Annotated in this window: 12 protein-coding genes; 3 read left to right on the forward strand and 9 right to left on the reverse strand. The window is 65.3% G+C overall.

What is annotated here, in order from left to right; all coding sequences use genetic code 11:
• Positions 1-7 precede the first annotated feature (7 nt).
• From putA to hutI, 6 genes are all read right to left on the reverse strand, one after another.
• Complete coding sequence (gene putA / locus EY713_RS08960; protein WP_131114490.1) at positions 8-3,856, reverse strand: trifunctional transcriptional regulator/proline dehydrogenase/L-glutamate gamma-semialdehyde dehydrogenase; 3,849 nt, start codon at positions 3,854-3,856, stop codon at positions 8-10.
• A 57-nt stretch (positions 3,857-3,913) separates the two neighbouring features.
• Entirely contained in the window at positions 3,914-5,254 is a 1,341-nt protein-coding gene (locus EY713_RS08965) for a sensor domain-containing diguanylate cyclase (protein WP_165491077.1), read from the reverse strand.
• 233 nt (positions 5,255-5,487) lie between these two features.
• Positions 5,488-7,053 carry a CYTH and CHAD domain-containing protein gene (locus tag EY713_RS08970; protein WP_165491078.1) on the reverse strand — a complete coding sequence of 522 codons (1,566 nt, stop codon included), beginning with the start codon at positions 7,051-7,053 and terminating at the stop codon, positions 5,488-5,490.
• Positions 7,054-7,223: 170 nt separating this feature from the next.
• Positions 7,224-8,891 (reverse strand): urocanate hydratase, encoded by a 1,668-nt coding sequence (gene hutU / locus EY713_RS08975; RefSeq protein ID WP_131114493.1) that lies wholly within the window; start codon positions 8,889-8,891, stop codon positions 7,224-7,226.
• Positions 8,892-8,945: 54 nt separating this feature from the next.
• Entirely contained in the window at positions 8,946-10,478 is a 1,533-nt protein-coding gene (hutH, locus tag EY713_RS08980; protein WP_131114494.1) for a histidine ammonia-lyase, read from the reverse strand.
• Positions 10,475-11,707: an imidazolonepropionase gene (gene hutI / locus EY713_RS08985; protein ID WP_131114495.1), complete on the reverse strand. Its 1,233-nt coding sequence runs from the start codon at positions 11,705-11,707 to the stop codon at positions 10,475-10,477. The genes hutH and hutI overlap by 4 nt, the downstream gene beginning before the upstream one ends.
• 102 nt (positions 11,708-11,809) lie before the next feature.
• On the opposite strand from hutI, the gene EY713_RS08990 reads away from it, so the two are divergent.
• Positions 11,810-13,168: a formimidoylglutamate deiminase gene (locus EY713_RS08990; protein WP_131114496.1), complete on the forward strand. Its 1,359-nt coding sequence runs from the start codon at positions 11,810-11,812 to the stop codon at positions 13,166-13,168.
• Between the two features lie 29 nt (positions 13,169-13,197).
• The gene (gene hutC, locus EY713_RS08995; protein WP_131114497.1) at positions 13,198-13,911 is read left to right on the forward strand and encodes a histidine utilization transcriptional repressor HutC; all 714 of its coding nucleotides are present in this window, start codon (positions 13,198-13,200) and stop codon (positions 13,909-13,911) included.
• A gap of 15 nt (positions 13,912-13,926) precedes the next feature.
• Here hutC and EY713_RS09000 read toward each other — a convergent pair whose 3' ends face one another.
• The 3 genes from EY713_RS09000 to msrA all read right to left on the reverse strand — a co-directional run bounded on the left by EY713_RS09000 (position 13,927) and on the right by msrA (position 16,148).
• Entirely contained in the window at positions 13,927-14,592 is a 666-nt protein-coding gene (locus EY713_RS09000) for an NrsF family protein (protein ID WP_131114498.1), read from the reverse strand.
• Positions 14,592-15,176 carry a sigma-70 family RNA polymerase sigma factor gene (locus EY713_RS09005; RefSeq protein WP_210215321.1) on the reverse strand — a complete coding sequence of 195 codons (585 nt, stop codon included), beginning with the start codon at positions 15,174-15,176 and terminating at the stop codon, positions 14,592-14,594. Before EY713_RS09005 ends, EY713_RS09000 begins: the two co-directional genes overlap by 1 nt.
• Positions 15,177-15,422: 246 nt before the next feature.
• Positions 15,423-16,148: a peptide-methionine (S)-S-oxide reductase MsrA gene (gene msrA / locus EY713_RS09010; RefSeq protein ID WP_131114499.1), complete on the reverse strand. Its 726-nt coding sequence runs from the start codon at positions 16,146-16,148 to the stop codon at positions 15,423-15,425.
• Positions 16,149-16,442: 294 nt separating this feature from the next.
• Between msrA and EY713_RS09015 the strand changes: the two genes are divergently transcribed.
• Positions 16,443-18,479, forward strand: a complete 2,037-nt coding sequence (locus EY713_RS09015; protein ID WP_165491079.1) for an alkaline phosphatase family protein — start codon at positions 16,443-16,445, stop codon at positions 18,477-18,479.
• Positions 18,480-18,482: the final 3 nt, after the last annotated feature.

Consider the following 18,482-nt stretch of genomic DNA (forward strand, 5'->3'; position numbering starts at 1 on the left):
ATGACGCTTAACCGATGCTCATCAGGCTGGCATTGCCGCCCGCCGCCGCCGTGTTGGTGCTGATCGAGACTTCTTCGACCAGCCACTCCAGCGGGAATGTGTCGTTTTGATCGACGAGCATCGTCCGCGACACGGCATGGACCGGCACGATCGCACCGGATTTGTCGGCGATGCTGTGGTTGAGACGACGCAAGTCGTCGCTGTCGCCCTCGAAGAGTACGGCCGCCACGTCGAGGCTCGCGATACTGTCCTTCGCCGCAGTGATCCGCCCGGCTAACGAGGGCGGCAGCGTTGCGAGAACATCCAGCACCGCAGCGGGTGCTGTGACGACAGTCGCGTTGCCGGTCGCCAGGGCGGCCGAAACGGCCGCAAACAATCCGGCTTCCGTCTGGACATGCGCCAATAGGGTGCCGCGCGCCTTGAACCCATAGATGTTCCGCTCGCCCACCGCCCCCGAGAGCTCGACGCGGGTCCCGAGCAGCGACCGCGCGATCGCCGTCGCGCAGCGATCCGCGTCGGCTTTGCGGCCGGTCTGAACGAGCCAGGCGTGAAGCGGCAGAGCCGGATTGCCGGCTCCCGTCTTTGGAGCGATCGGTGGCGCGGCCGGCACATCGGCCAGGAGGCGACGCATGTAGAGAGGGCCGCCCGCCTTTGGGCCAGTGCCCGAAAGTCCATTGCCGCCGAAGGGCTGCACGCCCACCACGGCACCGATCAGGTTGCGATTGATATAGAGGTTGCCGGCGCCGATCCGGTCGGTCACGCGGGCGATCGTTTCGTCGATGCGGGTATGGAGCCCGAACGTCAGCCCGTAGCCGCTGGCGTTGATCCGGTCGATCAACTCGTCGAGATCCTCGCGACGGTAGCGCAACACATGCAAGACCGGCCCGAACACCTCGGGGCCGAGATCATCGATGCGACCGATCTCGATCAGGGTCGGGGCCACGAAGGTGCCACGCGCGCAAGCCTCGCCGAGCGGCAGGGCGTCGATCATGAAGCCCTTCTGGCGCATCGCTTCGACATAAGACGTGATGCCGTCCCGCGCCTCGGCCGAGATTACAGGCCCGATATCTACCGCGAGGCGGTCCGGGTTGCCGACCTGCAGTTCAGCCATCGCGCCTTTCAGCATGGTCAGAACGCGGTCTGCAATGTCGTCCTGCAGGCAGAGCACCCGGAGGGCCGAGCACCGTTGTCCGGCTGAATCGAAAGCCGACAGGAGGACGTCGCCGACGACCTGTTCGGCGAGGGCGGAGGAATCCACGATCAGGACATTCTGGCCGCCGGTCTCGGCCACGAGCGGGATCGAGCCCCCTGAAGTGCTCAACCGATCCGCCAATTGCTTTTGGATCAAGCGGGCCACGGCGGTCGAGCCGGTGAAGAGAACGCCAGCCGCCCGAGGGTCGGCCACGAGCGCCGCGCCGATGTCGCCAGCGCCGGGTAGCAGCTGGACCGTGCCGGCCGGAACACCGGCTTCGCGAAGGATCTCGATCGCGCGGGCGGCAATCAGCGGGGTTTCTTCGGCTGGTTTGGCCAGGACGGGGTTGCCGGCCGCGAGGGCTGCCGCAACCTGGCCGGTGAAAATCGCCAGCGGGAAGTTCCACGGGCTGATGCAGACGACCGGACCGAGCGGCCGATGGGTGTCGTTGGCGAAGCTCGTGGCGGCTTCTTGCCCATAGTAGCGCAGGAAATCGACAGCCTCGCGGATTTCCGCAATGGCGTTGGGCAGAGATTTTCCGGCTTCGCGGACGATGTCGCCCATCAGGCTCGGCATCCGCGCTTCCATCAGGTCCGCGGCCTTGGCGAGGCAGGCGGCGCGATCGCTCGGCGGTGTCGCGGCCCAGATCGGCGCGAAGGCGGCCGCACCCTCAAAGGCTTGACCGACATCGGCCGGGGTCGCGTCGACCACATATCCGACGATGTCGCGACGGTCGGCGGGGTTCTGGACCGGACGACCCACCGAGCCCTGATCCTGTCGGTCCGCGCCGAGCATCGGCATGGCTCGCGACTGCGTTCCGGCCCCGGAGAGCAAAGCTGCTGAGAGCGACGCCAAGCGTTGCTCGTTCGAGAGGTCGAGGCCAGCGGAATTCGCCCGCGATCCGGCAAAAAGGTCGCGCGGCATCGCTATGCGCGGATGCGGCGCACCGACCTGCTCCATATCAGCCGCTTGTGCGACCGGATCGGCCACGAGGTCCTTCACCCGAACGTTGGCGTCCGCGATGCGGTTGACGAAGCTCGTATTGGCGCCGTTCTCGAGCAGACGCCGGACCAGATAGGCCAGCAACGTCTCATGGGTCCCGACCGGAGCGTAAATACGGCAGGGGCGGTTCAACTTATCCTTGCCGACCACCTCGTCGTAGAGCGGCTCGCCCATGCCGTGCAGGCATTGGAATTCATATTGGCCGGCGTAGAAATTCTCGCCCGCCATCGCGTGAATGGTAGCCAAAGTCTGCGCGTTGTGGGTGGCGAACTGCGGGAAAACGGCATCGGGTGCGCGCAACAGCTTGCGGGCGCAGGCGAGATACGACACGTCCGTGTAGAGCTTCCGCGTATAGACCGGAAAGCCTTCGAGCCCGTCGACCTGGGCGCGTTTGATCTCGCTGTCCCAATAGGCGCCTTTCACGAGTCGGATCATCAGCCGGTGTCGGCTTCGACGCGCGAGGTCGATGATGAAATCGAGCACGAACGGGGCGCGCTTCTGATAGGCCTGAACCACGAAACCGATGCCGTTCCACCCATCGAGTTCAGGCGTGAAGCACAGGCTCTCCAGAAGGTCGAGCGACAGCTCCAGTCTGTCGGCTTCCTCGGCGTCGATGTTCAGGCCGATGTCGTAGTGGCGCGCCAGGATCGCCAAAGCCTTCAGCCGATCGAGCAACTCGCTCATGCTGCGCTCGCGCTGGGCACGAGAATAGCGCGGATGCAACGCCGATAGCTTGATCGAGATGCCGGGGCCTTCGTAGATGCCGCGTCGCGCCGCGGTCTTGCCGATCGCGTGAATGGCTTGTTCGTAGTCGCGATAGTAACGGTCGGCATCGGCGGCCGTCGTGGCGGCTTCGCCCAACATATCATAGGAGTAGCGGAAGCCGCGCGCCTCGGCCTTGCGGCTGTTGGCGAGAGCCTCGGCGATGGTCTGCCCCGTGACGAACTGCTCACCCATCATCCGCATCGCCATATCGACGCCCTTGCGGATCAACGGCTCGCCGCCCTTGGCGATCAGCCGCGTCAACGCCGTCGACAAGCCGGTCTCGCTCGTCGTGGTGGTCAGGCGGCCGGTGACCACAAGCCCCCACGTCGCCGCATTGACGAAGAGCGAGGGGCTGCGCCCGACATGGGAATGCCAGTCGCCGATCGAAATCTTGTCCCGGATCAAGGCATCGCGTGTGCCGCGATCCGGGATACGGAGCAAAGCCTCGGCGAGGCACATCAGCGCCACACCCTCAAAGCTGGACAGCGAATATTCCTGCACCAGCCCTTCGACGCCGCCGCGTTGACCCTTGGCGCGCAGAACCTCGACCAGTTTCTTGGCGGTATTCTTCGCCTCTTCGACTTGGCTCTTGGGCAGCGTCGCATCCGCGATCAGCAGCGGCAGGCACTCGGGCTCGGGCACGCGATAGGCCGACGTGATCTTGGCCCGCAGCACGCTCTGCGGTTGCACCGATCGCGCAAAATCGAGGAACGGGCGAGGCGCAGAGCTTCCGGAGAGATCGGCCGGCGCGGACGCACCCTGGTCGTGACGGTCGAGCGCCGTCAGGATCGACTGCTTGATCAAGCCGTGCGAGGTCCGACCCTGGGAGACGGCCGCATCTTTGATCCGCTCGCGCAAAGCCCCGTCGAGTTTCACGCCGATAGTAGTATTGGCCATGGTTTGGATGTCCGCGACTGCGCCGATATCCCGTTTTGTGTGAAGAAGGCGCAACCGTCAAGCGGCGGGGTGCAACCCGGATGTTTGACGGGTCCGAGGTCCGAGATCTGGCAGGTCGTCGGCGACGATTTCATCGACTGTGCAGACGCGATTGCGGCCCCTTTCCTTCGCGACGTAGAGAGCACGGTCCGCTTCCTCGACAAGCGATTTCAGGCTCGTCACTCCGGGGTGGCGCGTCGTGGCACAACCGATGCTGATCGTCAGCACGCCGGTGTCGGACGGCGCATGCGGAATATCGAGTGCGACGATCGACCGCCGCATCCGCTCGGCGAGGTGCCGCGCGCCGACACTGTCGGTTTCCGGCAGCACGACCACGAATTCTTCACCGCCGTATCGCGCTACGATATCGGCGGGACGTCGGACGAGATGGCGAAACGCAAGTCCGACGGCCCGGAGGCATTCGTCGCCCGCAGGATGTCCATAGCGATCGTTGAATTGCTTGAACCAATCGACGTCTACCAGCAGCAACGAGAGGCTTGTGCCCTCACGGTTCGCCTTGGCCCATTCAAACGCGATGACTTCGTCGAAGTAGCGACGGTTGTACAAGCCTGTCAGCCCGTCGCGCGTCGCCTGAAGCTGTAGCCCGTCGTTGGCCCGCGCCAAAACCTGGAACAGACGGGTGATATCGTAAAGTTGCGAGCTCAGCACAGTCAGCGACGTGAAGAGGCTGCCGCATTTGGCGACATACCAGCCGAGAGCGAAACGGTCGGTCCCCTGCAGCGTCAGCCACAAGTCGAAACAGGCCGCCACCATGCCGACCGAGAGCCACAGGTCGGTGGTCGAGGCTCGCGCGTGGCGGAGGCAAAGCCCCAAGGATCCGATATTGATCAGCACGATCGAATAGGGCAGCAGGGTATAGGGCGCTGCAAAAAAGGTCCGCCCGTTCGGCACGACCGGCGGCAGAAGCGACAGACCATTGCAGGCCAGAAGCGTCATTGCGGTCACGACGGCACCGACCACCGCAATATAGGCCGAGATCGGCCAAGCTGGCCGGTTCCGCTTCGCCCGTAACGCGTACCAGCCGATCGACACGACAAAGCCCAGATGCCAGAAGCACCACAGCCACACGGAACTGCCGCTCGATCCGATGATCGAGCCCGAGACGAAGCCGTCACGAAAACTGAGCAGCAGCGGCACGAAGATGACAGCGACGAATAGATAAGCGGTCGCAAGCCGGATCAGGTCGCCGTTCCGCTCGGCCACGCCTCGATTATACAGCAGGGTCGCAAGGAGAAAATTCACCACCACCATGGCGGTGCCAAAAGCCGTCATATAGCCGGGGATGGGTTGAAGCGGCGTGTTGGCAAAGGGCGTCGCCACCGCGCTTGCAACAACCAAGCCCACCGAAACCACCAACGCGAAAGCGGTTTGCGATCGTCGTGGTAAACTGAGGAAGGATCGAGCGCTTGAGATCTCGCTCCGCGCGGAGGCGCTGCGTGCGTAGAGATATCGCGTCGTGTCGTCAGCCTCCATCAGAATCCACCATCTGTGACACCGACGATCAGATTTGGATCGAACGAGAACCGGTCGAATCGAGGCGGCCATGATCGCCTCGCTTGTTTAAAGCCGGATTAACGCGGTGTTAAGTCGGATCGAAACGGGTCGCTGTCTCGGATGATCTTGAACGCTGCCGTCGCTTTTTTGAGGACCATATCGGTATCGGGCGCCGCGCCGGACAAGACGCCCGCCGCGAACATGATCCGCGGACCGGCCGCATTGGCCGGGTCCCATCCAAGACATTCAGCATGGAGCAGATCGTGTTTGGCGTCATGGTCGTGCAGGAGACCGAGGCTGGCCTGCAACTCCTCCAAGCCACGTTGCAGGCCCTTGTAAGATTTCGATCCCTTGCCGACGCCGGTGACCTCCTCGAAGAACTCCAGCGCATACCGCAATTTCTTGGCGCGGATGCGGATGAGGTGACGCTCATGCGGCGGAAGCTCACCGAGGCCGCGCCCCTTGCGGACCAGTGACCTCCAGCGGGACCGCAGACGCTGCCGGGCGAAGTCCGCCAGAGTCTCCTCCGGCGCGGAGGGATCGGCTGCGGCATGGTGCGTGATCCAAGCCCCGTCGGCGATCCAGGCGATCAGATCGGACAGCAAACGCCGCCAGCGCGGTGAGCGAAGACCCTCGGCGAGTGCCGCATGCGCGTTCCGTTGCTTCTGCCGCATGTGATCCGCGAGATCGCGGGCCCCGAGGATCGCGGGATCTTCTGCAGCCGGGTCGAAGATTTCGCTCTGGAAGACATCGCAGTCGCGCGCGACGCCGAGCAGATCGGACAGCCACTTCAGCTCGAGGCGCAACGGCTCGCGTTTGGCATCCTCGGTCCGGCTTTCGAAGAGCGTCATGGCAGCGCGAAGCCGCCGCAGCGCGACGCGGCCCCGATGCACCGCCTCGATATCGCCGCCGGGCGCGAAAGCCGCGAGATTGAGCAGCAGGTCATGCAGGCACGCCTCGAGCAAGGTCTGGACGGCCGCGACTTGCGTCATGTCGGCATCGAGCACGGGACGCGCCGCCTTGACGGGATGCCCCCAGGTCCTGTCGAGCAAGCGGAACCCCCGTTCCGACTTGCTAACGAGGCTGAGCGTCAACGCAACGTCGTGCACGAGATGCGACGCAAGATCGAAAAGGTCGGTGGGGCGGCCCTGTTTGAGCTCGAGTTCGATTTCGCTGATCGGAATATGTCGCCCGTCGGCCTCGACCTCGCCGCGATCGATCGCGACTTCGATATCAGACTCGCCCCAGCGCAGCATTTTGGTGGTCCGCTCGACCGTCACGGTGAAGACCGGCGCGATCCTGTCCTTGAGATCCACCTCGTGCTTCAAAGCGCCGAGAGGCGTCTCCTGCAGCCGTTCGAGACTCGGGACGATATCGTCGGTCTCGAACTCCCACTCGCCACGATCGAGCGTCGATGCGCTGGTCTGCTTGACCGTCTCGACCTTGGCGCCGTTCTTATCCCGGATCCGAAGCGTCAGGCCATGACGGCGGAGCGTCTGATCGGGCGTATCGAAATAGGTCGAGACCAGTGTTGCCGATGTCGGGGCCGATCGACCCAGCGCAAAGGTCGGATGGGACGTCAACGCCGGCACGGCGTCGGGTGCGATCGAAAACTTCAGTTCGTACTCTCGTTCATCCGGCAAGAGTGGCCTCGTTCGATCAAGCCGGCGTCGAGACGACGCGGTCATTCCGCAGGGGCATGCGGTCGGACGTGGCTTTCTGGTCGTCGGCCAGGATAGAAGCCCGGTCGTTTCGCGCAAGAGGCACGATCGAACGGGCGTCCGCGGTCAGACTTTGGCTCAGCCGCTGGTTCTCAGCCGAGGATGCCGGGCAGATCGAGGCCCTTCTCACGGGCGCAGTCGATGGCGCTCTCATAGCCCGCATCGGCGTGACGCATGACGCCGGTCGCCGGGTCGTTCCACAACACGCGCTCGATCCGCTTGGCGGCTTCGGCGGTCCCGTCCGCCACGATCACCATGCCGGCATGTTGCGAAAAGCCCATACCGACGCCGCCGCCATGATGCAGCGACACCCAGGTCGCGCCGGAGGCGCAGTTCAGCAGGGCATTCAGCAGCGGCCAATCCGACACCGCATCCGACCCGTCGCGCATGGCTTCGGTTTCGCGGTTGGGGGAGGCGACCGAGCCGGAATCGAGGTGGTCGCGGCCGATCACGATCGGGGCTTTGAGTTCGCCGGACGCCACCATCTCGTTGAACGCGAGGCCGAGCTTGTGGCGATCGCCGAGACCGACCCAGCAGATGCGCGCCGGCAAGCCCTGAAACTTGATCCTGGCCCGTGCCATGTCGAGCCAGTTATGCAGATGGGTGTTGTCGGGAAGGATCTCCTTCACCTTGGCGTCGGTCTTATAGATATCCTCGGGGTCGCCCGACAGGGCGCACCAGCGGAACGGACCGATGCCGCGACAGAACAGCGGCCGGATATAAGCCGGAACGAAGCCCGGAAAATCGAACGCGTCGGCGACGCCATCCTCCAGCGCCATCTGCCGAATGTTGTTGCCATAGTCGACGGTCGGCACGCCCGCCTTATGGAAGTCCAGCATGGCCCGGACGTGGGTCGCCATCGAGTGTTTCGCCGCTTTGGTGACCTCGGCGGGGTTGCGCTCACGCGTGCTTTCCCACTGATCGAGCGTCCACCCTTTCGGCAGATAGCCGTTGACGGGGTCGTGGGCGGAGGTCTGGTCCGTCACGCAATCCGGGCGCACGCCGCGCCGGAAAAGTTCGGGGAACACATCGGCTGCATTGCCGAGTAGCGCGACCGAGATCGCCGTCTTGTCGGCCTTCGCTTTGTCGATGATCGCGAGCGCGTCGTCGAGATCCTTCGCCTGCACGTCGACATAACCGGTGCGAAGCCGGAACTCGATGCTGCTCTGGCGGCATTCCACCGCGAGGCAGGAGGCGCCCGCCATGGTCGCGGCGAGCGGCTGTGCGCCGCCCATGCCGCCGAGGCCGGCGGTCAGGATCCAGCGTCCCGCGAGATCGCCGCCGTAATGCTGCCGGCCCATCTCGACGAAAGTCTCGTAGGTGCCTTGAACGATTCCCTGCGTGCCGATGTAGATCCACGAGCCGGCCGTCATCTGGCCGTACATCATGAGGCCCTTGCGATCGAGGGCGTTGAAATGGTCCCACGTGGCCCAATGCGGCACCAGGTTCGAATTGGCGATCAGTACGCGCGGCGCATCCGCATGGGTGCGAAACACCCCGACCGGCTTGCCGGATTGGACCAACAGGGTCTGGTCGGCCTCCAACGTGGTCAGAGCCGCCACGATCCCGTCGAAACTCTCCCAGTCGCGCGCCGCCCGGCCAATGCCGCCATAGACCACGAGCTCGCCGGGCCGCTCCGCGACATCCGGATCGAGGTTGTTCATCAGCATCCGCAGCGGCGCTTCGGTCAGCCAACTTTTCGCCGTCAGGGTCGTGCCGTGGGGCGAGCGGATCGTGCGGGCATTGTCGATGCGGGTCATGGTGGACCTTTGTGGCGAACGGGAAGGGCGTCTCTCAGTCTAGGCGGGTTCGGTTCAGTCGGCGAGATCGGGCAGCGCGATCGAGGCGGCTGTCGCGACCGCACCGCTACGCACCAGCGCGATCGCCTTTTCCATGTCTGGATGGATATGCCGGTCGTCGTCGAGCCGAGGCACCTCGGCCCGCAGCAGCGCCCGCACCGCGTCCAGCCCGGCGCTCGAGGCGAGCGGCGCGTGGAAATCGCAGCCTTGCGCGGCAGCCAGAAGTTCGATGCCGATCACGGCGGTGGCATTCTCGACCATCGGGATCAGCCGTCGCGCGCCATGCGCCGCCATTGAAACGTGATCCTCCTGATTGGCCGAGGTCGGGATGCTGTCGACGCTGGCCGGATAGGCGCGTTGCTTGTTCTCCGACACGAGCGCGGCGGCCGTGACCTGCGGGATCATGAACCCCGAATTGAGGCCGGGTTTCGGGGTCAGGAAGGCCGGGAGCCCCGACAACGCGGGGTCCACCAGCATGGCGATCCGGCGCTCGGCGAGCGAGCCGATCTCGCAGACCGCGAGCGCGATCATGTCGGCCGCGAAAGCCACCGGCTCCGCGTGGAAATTCCCCCCGGACAAAGCCTCGTCAGTGTCCGGGAAGATCAGCGGATTGTCGGACACGCCATTGGCCTCGGTCAGCAGCAGGGCGGTGGCCTGACGCAGCACGTCGAGGCACGCGCCCATCACCTGGGGCTGGCAGCGTAGGCAATAGGGGTCCTGCACGCGCTCGTCGCCGACGAGATGCGACTGGCGGATGGCGCTGCCGGCCATCAGGGCGCGGAGGGCGTCAGCGGTTTCGATCTGTCCGCGATGTTTTCGCAAAGCGTGGATGCGCGGATCGAACGGCGCGTCGGAGCCCTTGGCGGCGTCGGTCGACAAGGCGCCCGTCACCAGAGCGGAGCGAAACAGGATTTCGGCCTCGAACAAGGCCGCAAGCGCGTTGGCGGTCGAAAACTGGGTGCCGTTGAGAAGCGCGAGCCCCTCCTTGGCGCCGAGCGTCACCGGCCGGAGTCCAGCTTGGTCCAGCGCCTCGGTCGCGGGCAAGCGGCCTTTCGGGGTGAAAGCCTCGCCGACCCCGATCATGACGGCCGTCAAATGGGCCAGAGGCGCGAGATCGCCCGACGCACCGACCGAGCCTTGGGCTGGAACGACCGGAATGACGTCGCGCGCCAGCATGGCCGCGAGGAGATCGAGCGTCGCGGGCTGGACGCCCGATGCGCCCTGCGCCAAGCTCGCGAGCTTAAGGGCCATCATCAAACGCGCGATCAACACCGGCATGGGCTCGCCGACGCCCGCCGCATGCGACAGCACGATGTTGCGCTGGAGCGTCGCGAGATCGGCCGCGTCGATGCGGACGCTGGCGAGCTTTCCAAAACCCGTGTTGATGCCATAGACCGGCTCGCCCTTGGCGACGATCCGAGCCACCGATGCGGCGCTGGCCTCGACGGCGGCCCGGCAAGCCGGATCGAGCGTCGGCACCGCGCCCCGATAGATGGCGCGCCAATCCGCAAGGCTCGCGGCGCCGGGTTTGAAAGTGATGCTGGTCATTGGCCACTCCGGATGCGGGCGTGTAGCGGGTTGAAACCCATCCGGTAGACGAGCTCGGCCGGGCGCTCGATGTTCCAGATCGCGAGATCGGCCCATCGGTCCACCTCGAGTGTCCCCGTCTCACCAAGCAGGCCGAGGGCGCGAGCCGCCTCGCGCGTGACGCCGGCGATACATTCGTCCACGGTCATGCGGAACAGCGTCGCGCCCATGTTCATGGTCAGCAGCAAGGACGTGAGCGGCGATGTGCCGGGGTTGTTGTCGGTCGCGAGCGCCATGGGCACCCCGTGACGACGAAAGAGGTCAATCGGCGGCCGTTGGGTTTCGCGGATGAAGTAGAAAGCCCCCGGCAGGATGACCGCGACCGTGCCGGCTTTCGCCATCGCCATGGCTCCGGCCTCGTCGGTATGTTCGAGGTGGTCGGCCGATAAGGCGCCGAACCGCGCCGCCAGAGCCGCGCCGCCGAGGTTGGACAACTGATCGGCATGCAGCTTGACCGGAAGCCCGAGGGCTTTTGCCGCTTTGAACACGCGGGCGATCTCGTCGGGCGAGAAGGCGATGCCCTCGCAAAATCCATCGACCGCGTCGATCAGCCCCTCGGCCGCGAGAGCCGGAAGCATCTCGCCGATCAGCGTGTCGAGATACCGGGTCTTGTCGCCCTCGGCCTCGGGCGGCAGCGCGTGGGCGCCCAGGAATGTCGCGCGGACCGCGACATCGCGCTCGTCGGCGAGGCGGCGCGCCGCCAGCAGCGATTTGCGTTCGTTGGCGAGGTCGAGCCCGTAGCCGGATTTGATCTCGATCGTGGTGACACCTTCGGCCATCAGGGCGTCGAGCCGGGGCAGGGCCTCGCGGACGAGATCGTCCTCGCTGGCGGCCCGCAAGCCTCTCACCGATGAGACGATGCCGCCACCCGCGCGGGCCACGTCTTCGTATGTGGCGCCATTGAGCCGCAACTCGAACTCATGCGCCCGATTGCCGGCGTGGATGAGATGCGTGTGGCAATCGATGAGGCCGGGCGTGATCCAGCGACCGTCGCAATCGATGACATCGGGCGCCTGTCGCAAGGCTGCGGGCAGATCGGATTCGGGGCCGGCATAAGCGATGCGCCCATCCTTGACCGCGATGGCTCCGGCCTCGACGATGCCCAGACCGGGCAGGCCGGGTGCCATCGTGGCTAGCCGGGCGTTGCGCCAGAGCCGGTCATATCGTGTCTCGGTGTCGCTGTCCGGCATCGTCTCGTCGTCCTTCGGTGCTTTTCGGCTAGCGTCAAATGTATAGACATAATAAAAGCGATGCAAGCCGCGTGGCCGGAGCCGTCAGGGTAGGGGATCGACATGGGTGTCTTCTTTGCGGCGCAAGCTCTCCTGGCCGACGGCTGGCGCAACGACGTCCGCGTCACGATCGAGGCGGGTGTCATCGAAGCGATCGAGCCAGATGCTACCCCGCAGCCGGGTGATGAACGTCACGCCATCCTGCTGTCGGGCATGCCCAACCTTCACAGCCACGCGTTTCAACGCGGCATGGCGGGACTCGCCGAAACGCGCGGACCCGCCGCTGACAGCTTTTGGAGCTGGCGGGAGACAATGTATCGCTTTGCCCTGACGATGACGCCCGAGGAGGTCGAGGCCGTCGCGGCGCAGCTGTATGTCGAGATGCTGGAAGCCGGCTTCACCCGGGTCGGCGAGTTTCATTACCTTCACCACGATCGCGACGGGACGCCTTATGCCGACATCGCCGAGATGGCGGGCCGCATCGCGGCGGCCTGCGCCACGACCGGCATCGGTCTGACGCTCCTGCCGGTCTTCTATGCCCGTTCGGGCTTTGGCGGCGGCGCGCCCGGCGATGGCCAGCGTCGCTTCACCAACGGCCTCGATGGATATGCGTGGCTGCTGGACCGGTGCCGCGTCTCGGTTGCCGGCCTGGATGGCGCCATCGTGGGTCTTGCGCCGCATAGCCTCCGGGCCGCGACGCCGGAGGATCTCGCCGCCATTCTGCCGCTCGCCGAGGGCGGCCCCGTTCACATCCATATCGCCGAACAGATGAAGGAGGTCGAGGATTGCCTCGCCTGGTCCGGGCAGCGCCCCGTCGAGTGGTTGCTTGATCACGCGCCGGTCGACGATCGCTGGTGCCTCATCCACGCGACCCACATGACCGAGGCCGAGACGCTTCGCATGGCGGCGACCCGCGCCGTCGCTGGCCTCTGCCCCATCACCGAGGCCAATCTCGGCGACGGCACCTTCGAGGCCCCGACCTTCACGGAAGCCGGCGGCCGCTTCGGCATCGGATCGGATTCAAACGTTTTGATCGGCCTCTCCGACGAATTGCGTCAGCTCGAATATTCCCAACGGCTCGCGCATCGCGCCCGCAACGTCATGGCGGTCGCGGGCGGCTCCACCGGGCGGGCGCTGTTTGAGGGCGCCTTGCGCGGCGGAAGCGCAGCGCTCGGTGTTGCGGGCGGGGGGCTGGTGGTGGGGGCGCGGGCCGATCTGGTCTCGCTCGACGCCGCGCATGTCACGCTGGCAGGGTGCACCGGCGACGCGATCCTCGATGCCTGGGTCTTCGCCGGACGCGACACCCTGGTTGATTGCGTCTGGGTCGCCGGCCGTAAGCTGGTCGAGGCCGGCCGCCATCATGGCCGCGACGCCATCGCACGCGACTTCCGCGCCGTCGTGGCCGGCTTGCGGGCGGCGTGACCGGGACCGGGCCAACCAGGCACGAGGCCATGCCGCCGATGTCGTTGCATGCGCGGATCCTGACCGAGATCGAGGAGCGCATTCTTTCGGGGGAATGGCCGCCGGGGACCCGGATCCCGTTCGAGCACGAGCTCACGGCGCAGTATCAGTGTTCGCGCATGACGGTCAGCAAGGTGCTGACGCAGCTTGCCAATGCCGGGTTGATCGAGCGTCGGCGCAAAGCCGGCAGCTTCGTCAAGCGCCCCCATTCGCAATCGGCCGTGCTGGATATTCACGATCTCGAAGCGGAGGTCTTGGCGCTCGGCCTGCCGTATCGCCACGAGATCACGCTCTGCCGCAAGCGGCGGAGCATGCGCGCCGAACAGGAGCGTCTCGGGCTCGCATCGCCCGGCGAGGTGCTGCATATCGTCTGTCGCCACTTTGCCGGACCGCGACCGTTCTGCCTGGAACGGCGGCTCATCAATCTCGCGGCCGTGCCCGAGGCGGCCGAGGAGAGTTTCACGATTGTGCCGCCGGGCGCGTGGCTGATCGAGCGCGTGCCATGGTCTGCCGCCGAGCATAAGATCCGGGCAACCGCCGCGGACGACGACGTGGCGGCAGCGCTCTCGATCGCGGACGGATCGGCGTGCCTGACGATCGAGCGGCGAACCTGGAACGCCGACAACCCGATCACGATCGTGACCCTGACCTACCCGGGCAACGAGCATGAACTCGTGGCGCGATTCACGCCCTCGCAGGGTTGATCGCCAGGAGCCGTGTCACGCCCGGGGCGCAAGCCCTCGTCCGGCGAACAGCCGGCCTCCGAGCAGGCGATTGAGCCCGATCACGAGCGCGATCGCGACCACATGCACCGCGATATCGGTCGCACCCGCATCGAAATCATGGAAAAAATTGAGCAGGGTGGCGGCACCGGCCGCAACCGCGAGGCCGCCAATGGCCGCCGTCAAGTTCGGCCGCAACGGGCAGGCGCGCCGCACCATCACGATCATGACGATCGAGAGCGGGATCGACAGGCCGACGATGAAGGCGAAGCAATGCGGTGCCTCCGCCATCGGGGCCGCCGGCACATCGGGGATGATCCAAGACCGGAGGCAACCCATGCCGGTGGCCGCGACCCAGAGCACGACGCCCGGGAGAGGCAGCAAAGCCCAGGTCGCCTTTCGATCGGGCATGCTCATTTCAAAAGCCGCGACGGCGGCCAGCACCATCGTCATGGTGGAGCCGAGAACCGCGAGCCACATGTCCGGCACCATTCGCAGCCGGTGCAGGACGGCGGGCAGATCGGCGACACTTGCGAACGCGACACCGATCGCGGCCACCACCGCGACCCATCCGGCGGCGCGGATCAGCGGCGAAGCCAAGCGATGGACTGGCGTGAGATCGGCACCGAGATCGTCGATGAGGGTCTCGAGATGGGCCGCCATCACTCCTCCCCGCCGAAACGCGCCCGCAGGCTCTTCAAGGCGCGATGCATGTTGACCTTGAGGGCGCCCTTGGTTTTGCCCGTAAAATCTGCGGCTTCGTCGAGCGACAGCTGGCGCAGTGCCAGCACCTCGATCGCTTCGCGTTGCCCGGTTGGCAGTCGATCCAATGCCGCCATCATGGCATCGTCGGGCGCTTCGCCGCCGCGGGTCTGGCGCGCGTCGGCAGCCGGGTCGGCATGGTTCTCGTAATCGATCGGAGCGAAGACCTCCCGCCGATCCTGTCGCCCATTGCGCCGCAGCGAGTCGATCGCCCGACGCCGCGCGATGACGCCGAGCCAGGCCGAGAAGCTTCGGGTTGGATCATAGGTCTGCCGGGCGCGATGCACCGTGATGAGCACGTCCTGGATGACGTCATCGAGCCGATCCACTTGAACGCCTTGATGCCGCGCCACCCGCCGGATCAACGGCATGGAGCTCCGCAACAGACGCTCGTAGGCGGCTCTGTCGCCGGCTTGGGCCGCCACCATCATGGCCGACCATTCCGCGTCGAGGCGTGCCGCATTGTCATTGGATCCGCCAGTCATGGAGCGCGCGCCTGATCCCTTCCGGCTTACCGGAGGGTTCTAGCGCATGGCCAGGCAAGCTCCAAACGGCGCGGGGCGGCATCGACAAAACTCCAGGGAAAGATCGGCACATCAGGTGTTCGTCGGTGCCCCGCCCAGCGTTACAGGTCGCCACGTATCCCGGGCCTGCGATCGGGCGCGATGCTCGACCAAAAGCATAAGGGCGCGGCGGTCTCCCGCCGCGCCCTTATCAGACGGCCAGTTCGATCAGTTGGTGGACGGGGCCGAGGCGACCAGAACCGGCTCAGGCCGATACAGGGCGGGGTACATGCGCTTCAACGCTTCCACCTTCGGCATGTCGTTGATCGCGATATAGGGATAGCGCGGGTTCCGGGCCAGGAAGTCCTGATGGTGCTGCTCGGCCGGATAAAAGGCGCGATCCGGCTCGATCGTGGTGACGACCGCCGCGTCATAGACATGCGCTGAATCGAGCTGCGCCGTATAGGCTTTGGCGACACGCGCCTGCTCGGCGCTCGTCGGGAAGATGGCCGAACGATATTGCGTGCCCGAATCGGGACCCTGGCGGTTCAGTTCCGTCGGATCGTGAATGGCCGAAAAGTAGATCTGCAGGATCTTGCCGTAGCTGATCTTATGCGGGTCGAACGTCACCTTGACGGATTCGGCGTGGCCCGTCGTTCCCGTGCTCACCTCATCGTAAGTGGCGGTTCCGGCGGCTCCGCCAGCATAGCCCGAGACGGCGTTGCTGACGCCGCGCACATGCTGGAAGACGCCTTGCACGCCCCAAAAGCAGCCGCCGGCCAGCACGGCCGTTTCGCTTGATCCTGTAGCCGGCTCGTCCATCACCGGTGCCGGCACGGCTCGCGCATCTTCGGCAAAGGAATGCGGCGCGAGTGCGATCACGCCGCCGGCCGCCAACAACCCGACAGCCAGGAAAACCGGGCGGGTGCCCCGAAGCATCGTCGATTTCAACATAGGAACTCCTTGTCGAGCCGAGCCCGCAGCGAAGGGCTGCGGCCGGGTCCATGAGGATCGTTTCGTTCGTCGGACCGCAAAAGTTACCGTCTCGGCTGCGTGGCCGATAGGGGCGCCTCCCCGACACGATGACGCGTTCTCTGGCGGGTGTGGGTGTCGCGTGACGGCGGCGAATGTCTCCTATCATGAGGCCGTCATGCGACACGGCTAGGCAAGAACCATCCGATCGGTTCATCATGGCCCGTAGCCATGTCCAGCCTGGACACCACGTCCGCGCCACCAAAGGATCTTGCGATGAAGCGTTCGATCACCGCCGCGTCGGTTGTGCTCATGGCCTGGGTCACCGCCGCGCTGGCGCAGGACGCGCCTTCAGGTCTCGTCCACCTCCAGCCGGAACCGAGCGCCGCTATCGCGCCCTACATGGTGGATCCGGCGCAGGAGCCGACGCCGTCGCGCGATGCCCTGATCGCGGCGCTTCGGAAGAAGATCAAATATGTTTTCGTGATCTTCAACGAAAATCACTCGTTCGATAATGAATTCGGGACGTTTCCAGGGGCTAACGGCTTGTTTTCGGACGGAGTAAAGCCGCGTGACGCCGCCCATACGGCCGGCTTTGTCCAGCATTACACGGACCAGACGGGCGCAGCTCAGACCCTGCAGCCGTTTCGCATCGGTCCCGAGCAGAATGCGACCTTCGTCGATAGCGTCGACCACAGCCACAAGGGCCTCGCCAAGAAACTGGCCTTGAAAGACGGGCTGCCGACGATGACGGGTTTTGCCCAGACCGAATTTGGCCGTTTCGTCGCGAGCGGCGGCGCGTCGAGCGCATCGCTGGCGACGCAATATGCCCGGCTCGTGATGAGCTACATCGATTGCGACACGATCCCGTTCCTCTGGAGCTACGCGAGTCGCTTCACCTTATTCGACAACATCTTCGCAACGGAGGATACGCCCTCGACCCCGAACGCGATCGCTATGATCGCGGGGCAGGCAGGCGAAACCCAATGGGTGAAGCATGGCGCCGAAGGCAAGAGCTATGCGGCCGGCGAGAACCACGGCACGACCCAAGGACCCCCGCTCGTGAACGATCCGCAGCCCTTTTACGGGTCGCAATTCGACACGACTGCGTCCGGACGTCAGCCCGCCGGCGGCGGCGGTGAAAATTATAAAAACAGCAACATCGCCTCGAACCTGACCTTCGCGACCGTGCCGCTCACCCTTGCGGGTCGCGATGCCTCGACAATCGCCAAGGAGGATTTCAACCCGGATTTCGATCTGCCGGACATCAAGCAGGACATTCCCTTCATCACCTCGCGTGGCGGCAAACCGGTGGCGTGGCGCTGGTACGAGGAAGGCTACGACCATGAGCCGACCGATCACGAGGGCGAGGCCTCGCATGCGAGCTACGTGAGCCACCATTCGGCGCCGCAATATTTTGGCTATCTCGTCAATAATCCGACCTACCACAGCAATATGCGCGGCCTTGGCGACTTCTTCAGCGACATGAAAGCGGGCGATCTCCCGCTCGATGGTGGCGTGATCTACGTCCGAGGCGGTTTCGCGGCCGTCAGCGGGCAGCATCCGCCGATCCAGAACAAGGCCTATCCCAATCCGGCCGGGCTGACGCCGAGCGAAATCGCGACGATCGACAGCAACAAGGGGGGCGACGACGACCATCCCGGCTACAGCGATCGACAGCTCAGCGAAGCTATGGCGGCTCGGGTCGTCAATGCGGTCGCGAGCCGTCCTGAGATCTGGAGCGAGAGCTTGATCGTCCTCACTTACGACGAGTCCGACGGTTTCTACGATCACGTGCCGCCGCGGATCCTCTCATATGGGCCGGATCAGTTGCCGCTGGCGCGCGGGATCCGCGTCCCGATGATCGTCATGTCGCCCTATGGGCGCGCCCATGCGGTCTCGCGCGCGGAGGGTGACCACAATGCCGTGATCGAGACCATCAGCGCGATCTTCGATCTTCCGCCGCTCGCCTCGTTGCCCGACGAAGTTCAGGCGCTTTACGCCGGGGAGGACGCGACGTTCAACGGGCCGAACGGCTTCGTGCAGCATCACCTCGGGCCGCGCGACCTCAATACGCCCGAAACCGACGATCTCTTGTCGGCGTTCGAGCCGAAACGCCTGACCGGCGAGATGCCGCCCTTGCCGGCCTCTTATGCGATGATCCCGGAGAAGGATGTCGAGACGCTGCCGCATTTTGGCGGCCAAGGCTGCTCCGCGATCGGCATCACGCCCGAGGACAAGCGGCAAGGTCTCTCGACCGCGATCCCGCCGGGGTTCAACAGCCTGCCGATCACCTTCCCGGCCTATAATTGAGAG

Source organism: Lichenihabitans psoromatis (genome assembly GCF_004323635.1).
Lineage (GTDB): Bacteria > Pseudomonadota > Alphaproteobacteria > Rhizobiales > Beijerinckiaceae > Lichenihabitans > Lichenihabitans psoromatis.

Excerpts from the sequence above, each read along its gene's own strand:
- EY713_RS08990 (WP_131114496.1), top strand. The coding sequence starts at position 11,810 with ATGGGTGTCTTCTTTGCGGCGCAAGCTCTCCTGGCCGACGGCTGGCGC.
- hutU (WP_131114493.1), bottom strand. The coding sequence starts at position 8,891 with ATGACCCGCATCGACAATGCCCGCACGATCCGCTCGCCCCACGGCACG.
- msrA (WP_131114499.1), bottom strand. The coding sequence starts at position 16,148 with ATGTTGAAATCGACGATGCTTCGGGGCACCCGCCCGGTTTTCCTGGCT.
- EY713_RS09015 (WP_165491079.1), top strand. The coding sequence starts at position 16,443 with ATGAAGCGTTCGATCACCGCCGCGTCGGTTGTGCTCATGGCCTGGGTC.
- hutC (WP_131114497.1), top strand. The coding sequence starts at position 13,198 with ATGCCGCCGATGTCGTTGCATGCGCGGATCCTGACCGAGATCGAGGAG.
- EY713_RS09000 (WP_131114498.1), bottom strand. The coding sequence starts at position 14,592 with ATGGCGGCCCATCTCGAGACCCTCATCGACGATCTCGGTGCCGATCTC.
- EY713_RS09005 (WP_210215321.1), bottom strand. The coding sequence starts at position 15,176 with ATGACTGGCGGATCCAATGACAATGCGGCACGCCTCGACGCGGAATGG.
- hutI (WP_131114495.1), bottom strand. The coding sequence starts at position 11,707 with ATGCCGGACAGCGACACCGAGACACGATATGACCGGCTCTGGCGCAAC.
- putA (WP_131114490.1), bottom strand. The coding sequence starts at position 3,856 with ATGGCCAATACTACTATCGGCGTGAAACTCGACGGGGCTTTGCGCGAG.
- hutH (WP_131114494.1), bottom strand. The coding sequence starts at position 10,478 with ATGACCAGCATCACTTTCAAACCCGGCGCCGCGAGCCTTGCGGATTGG.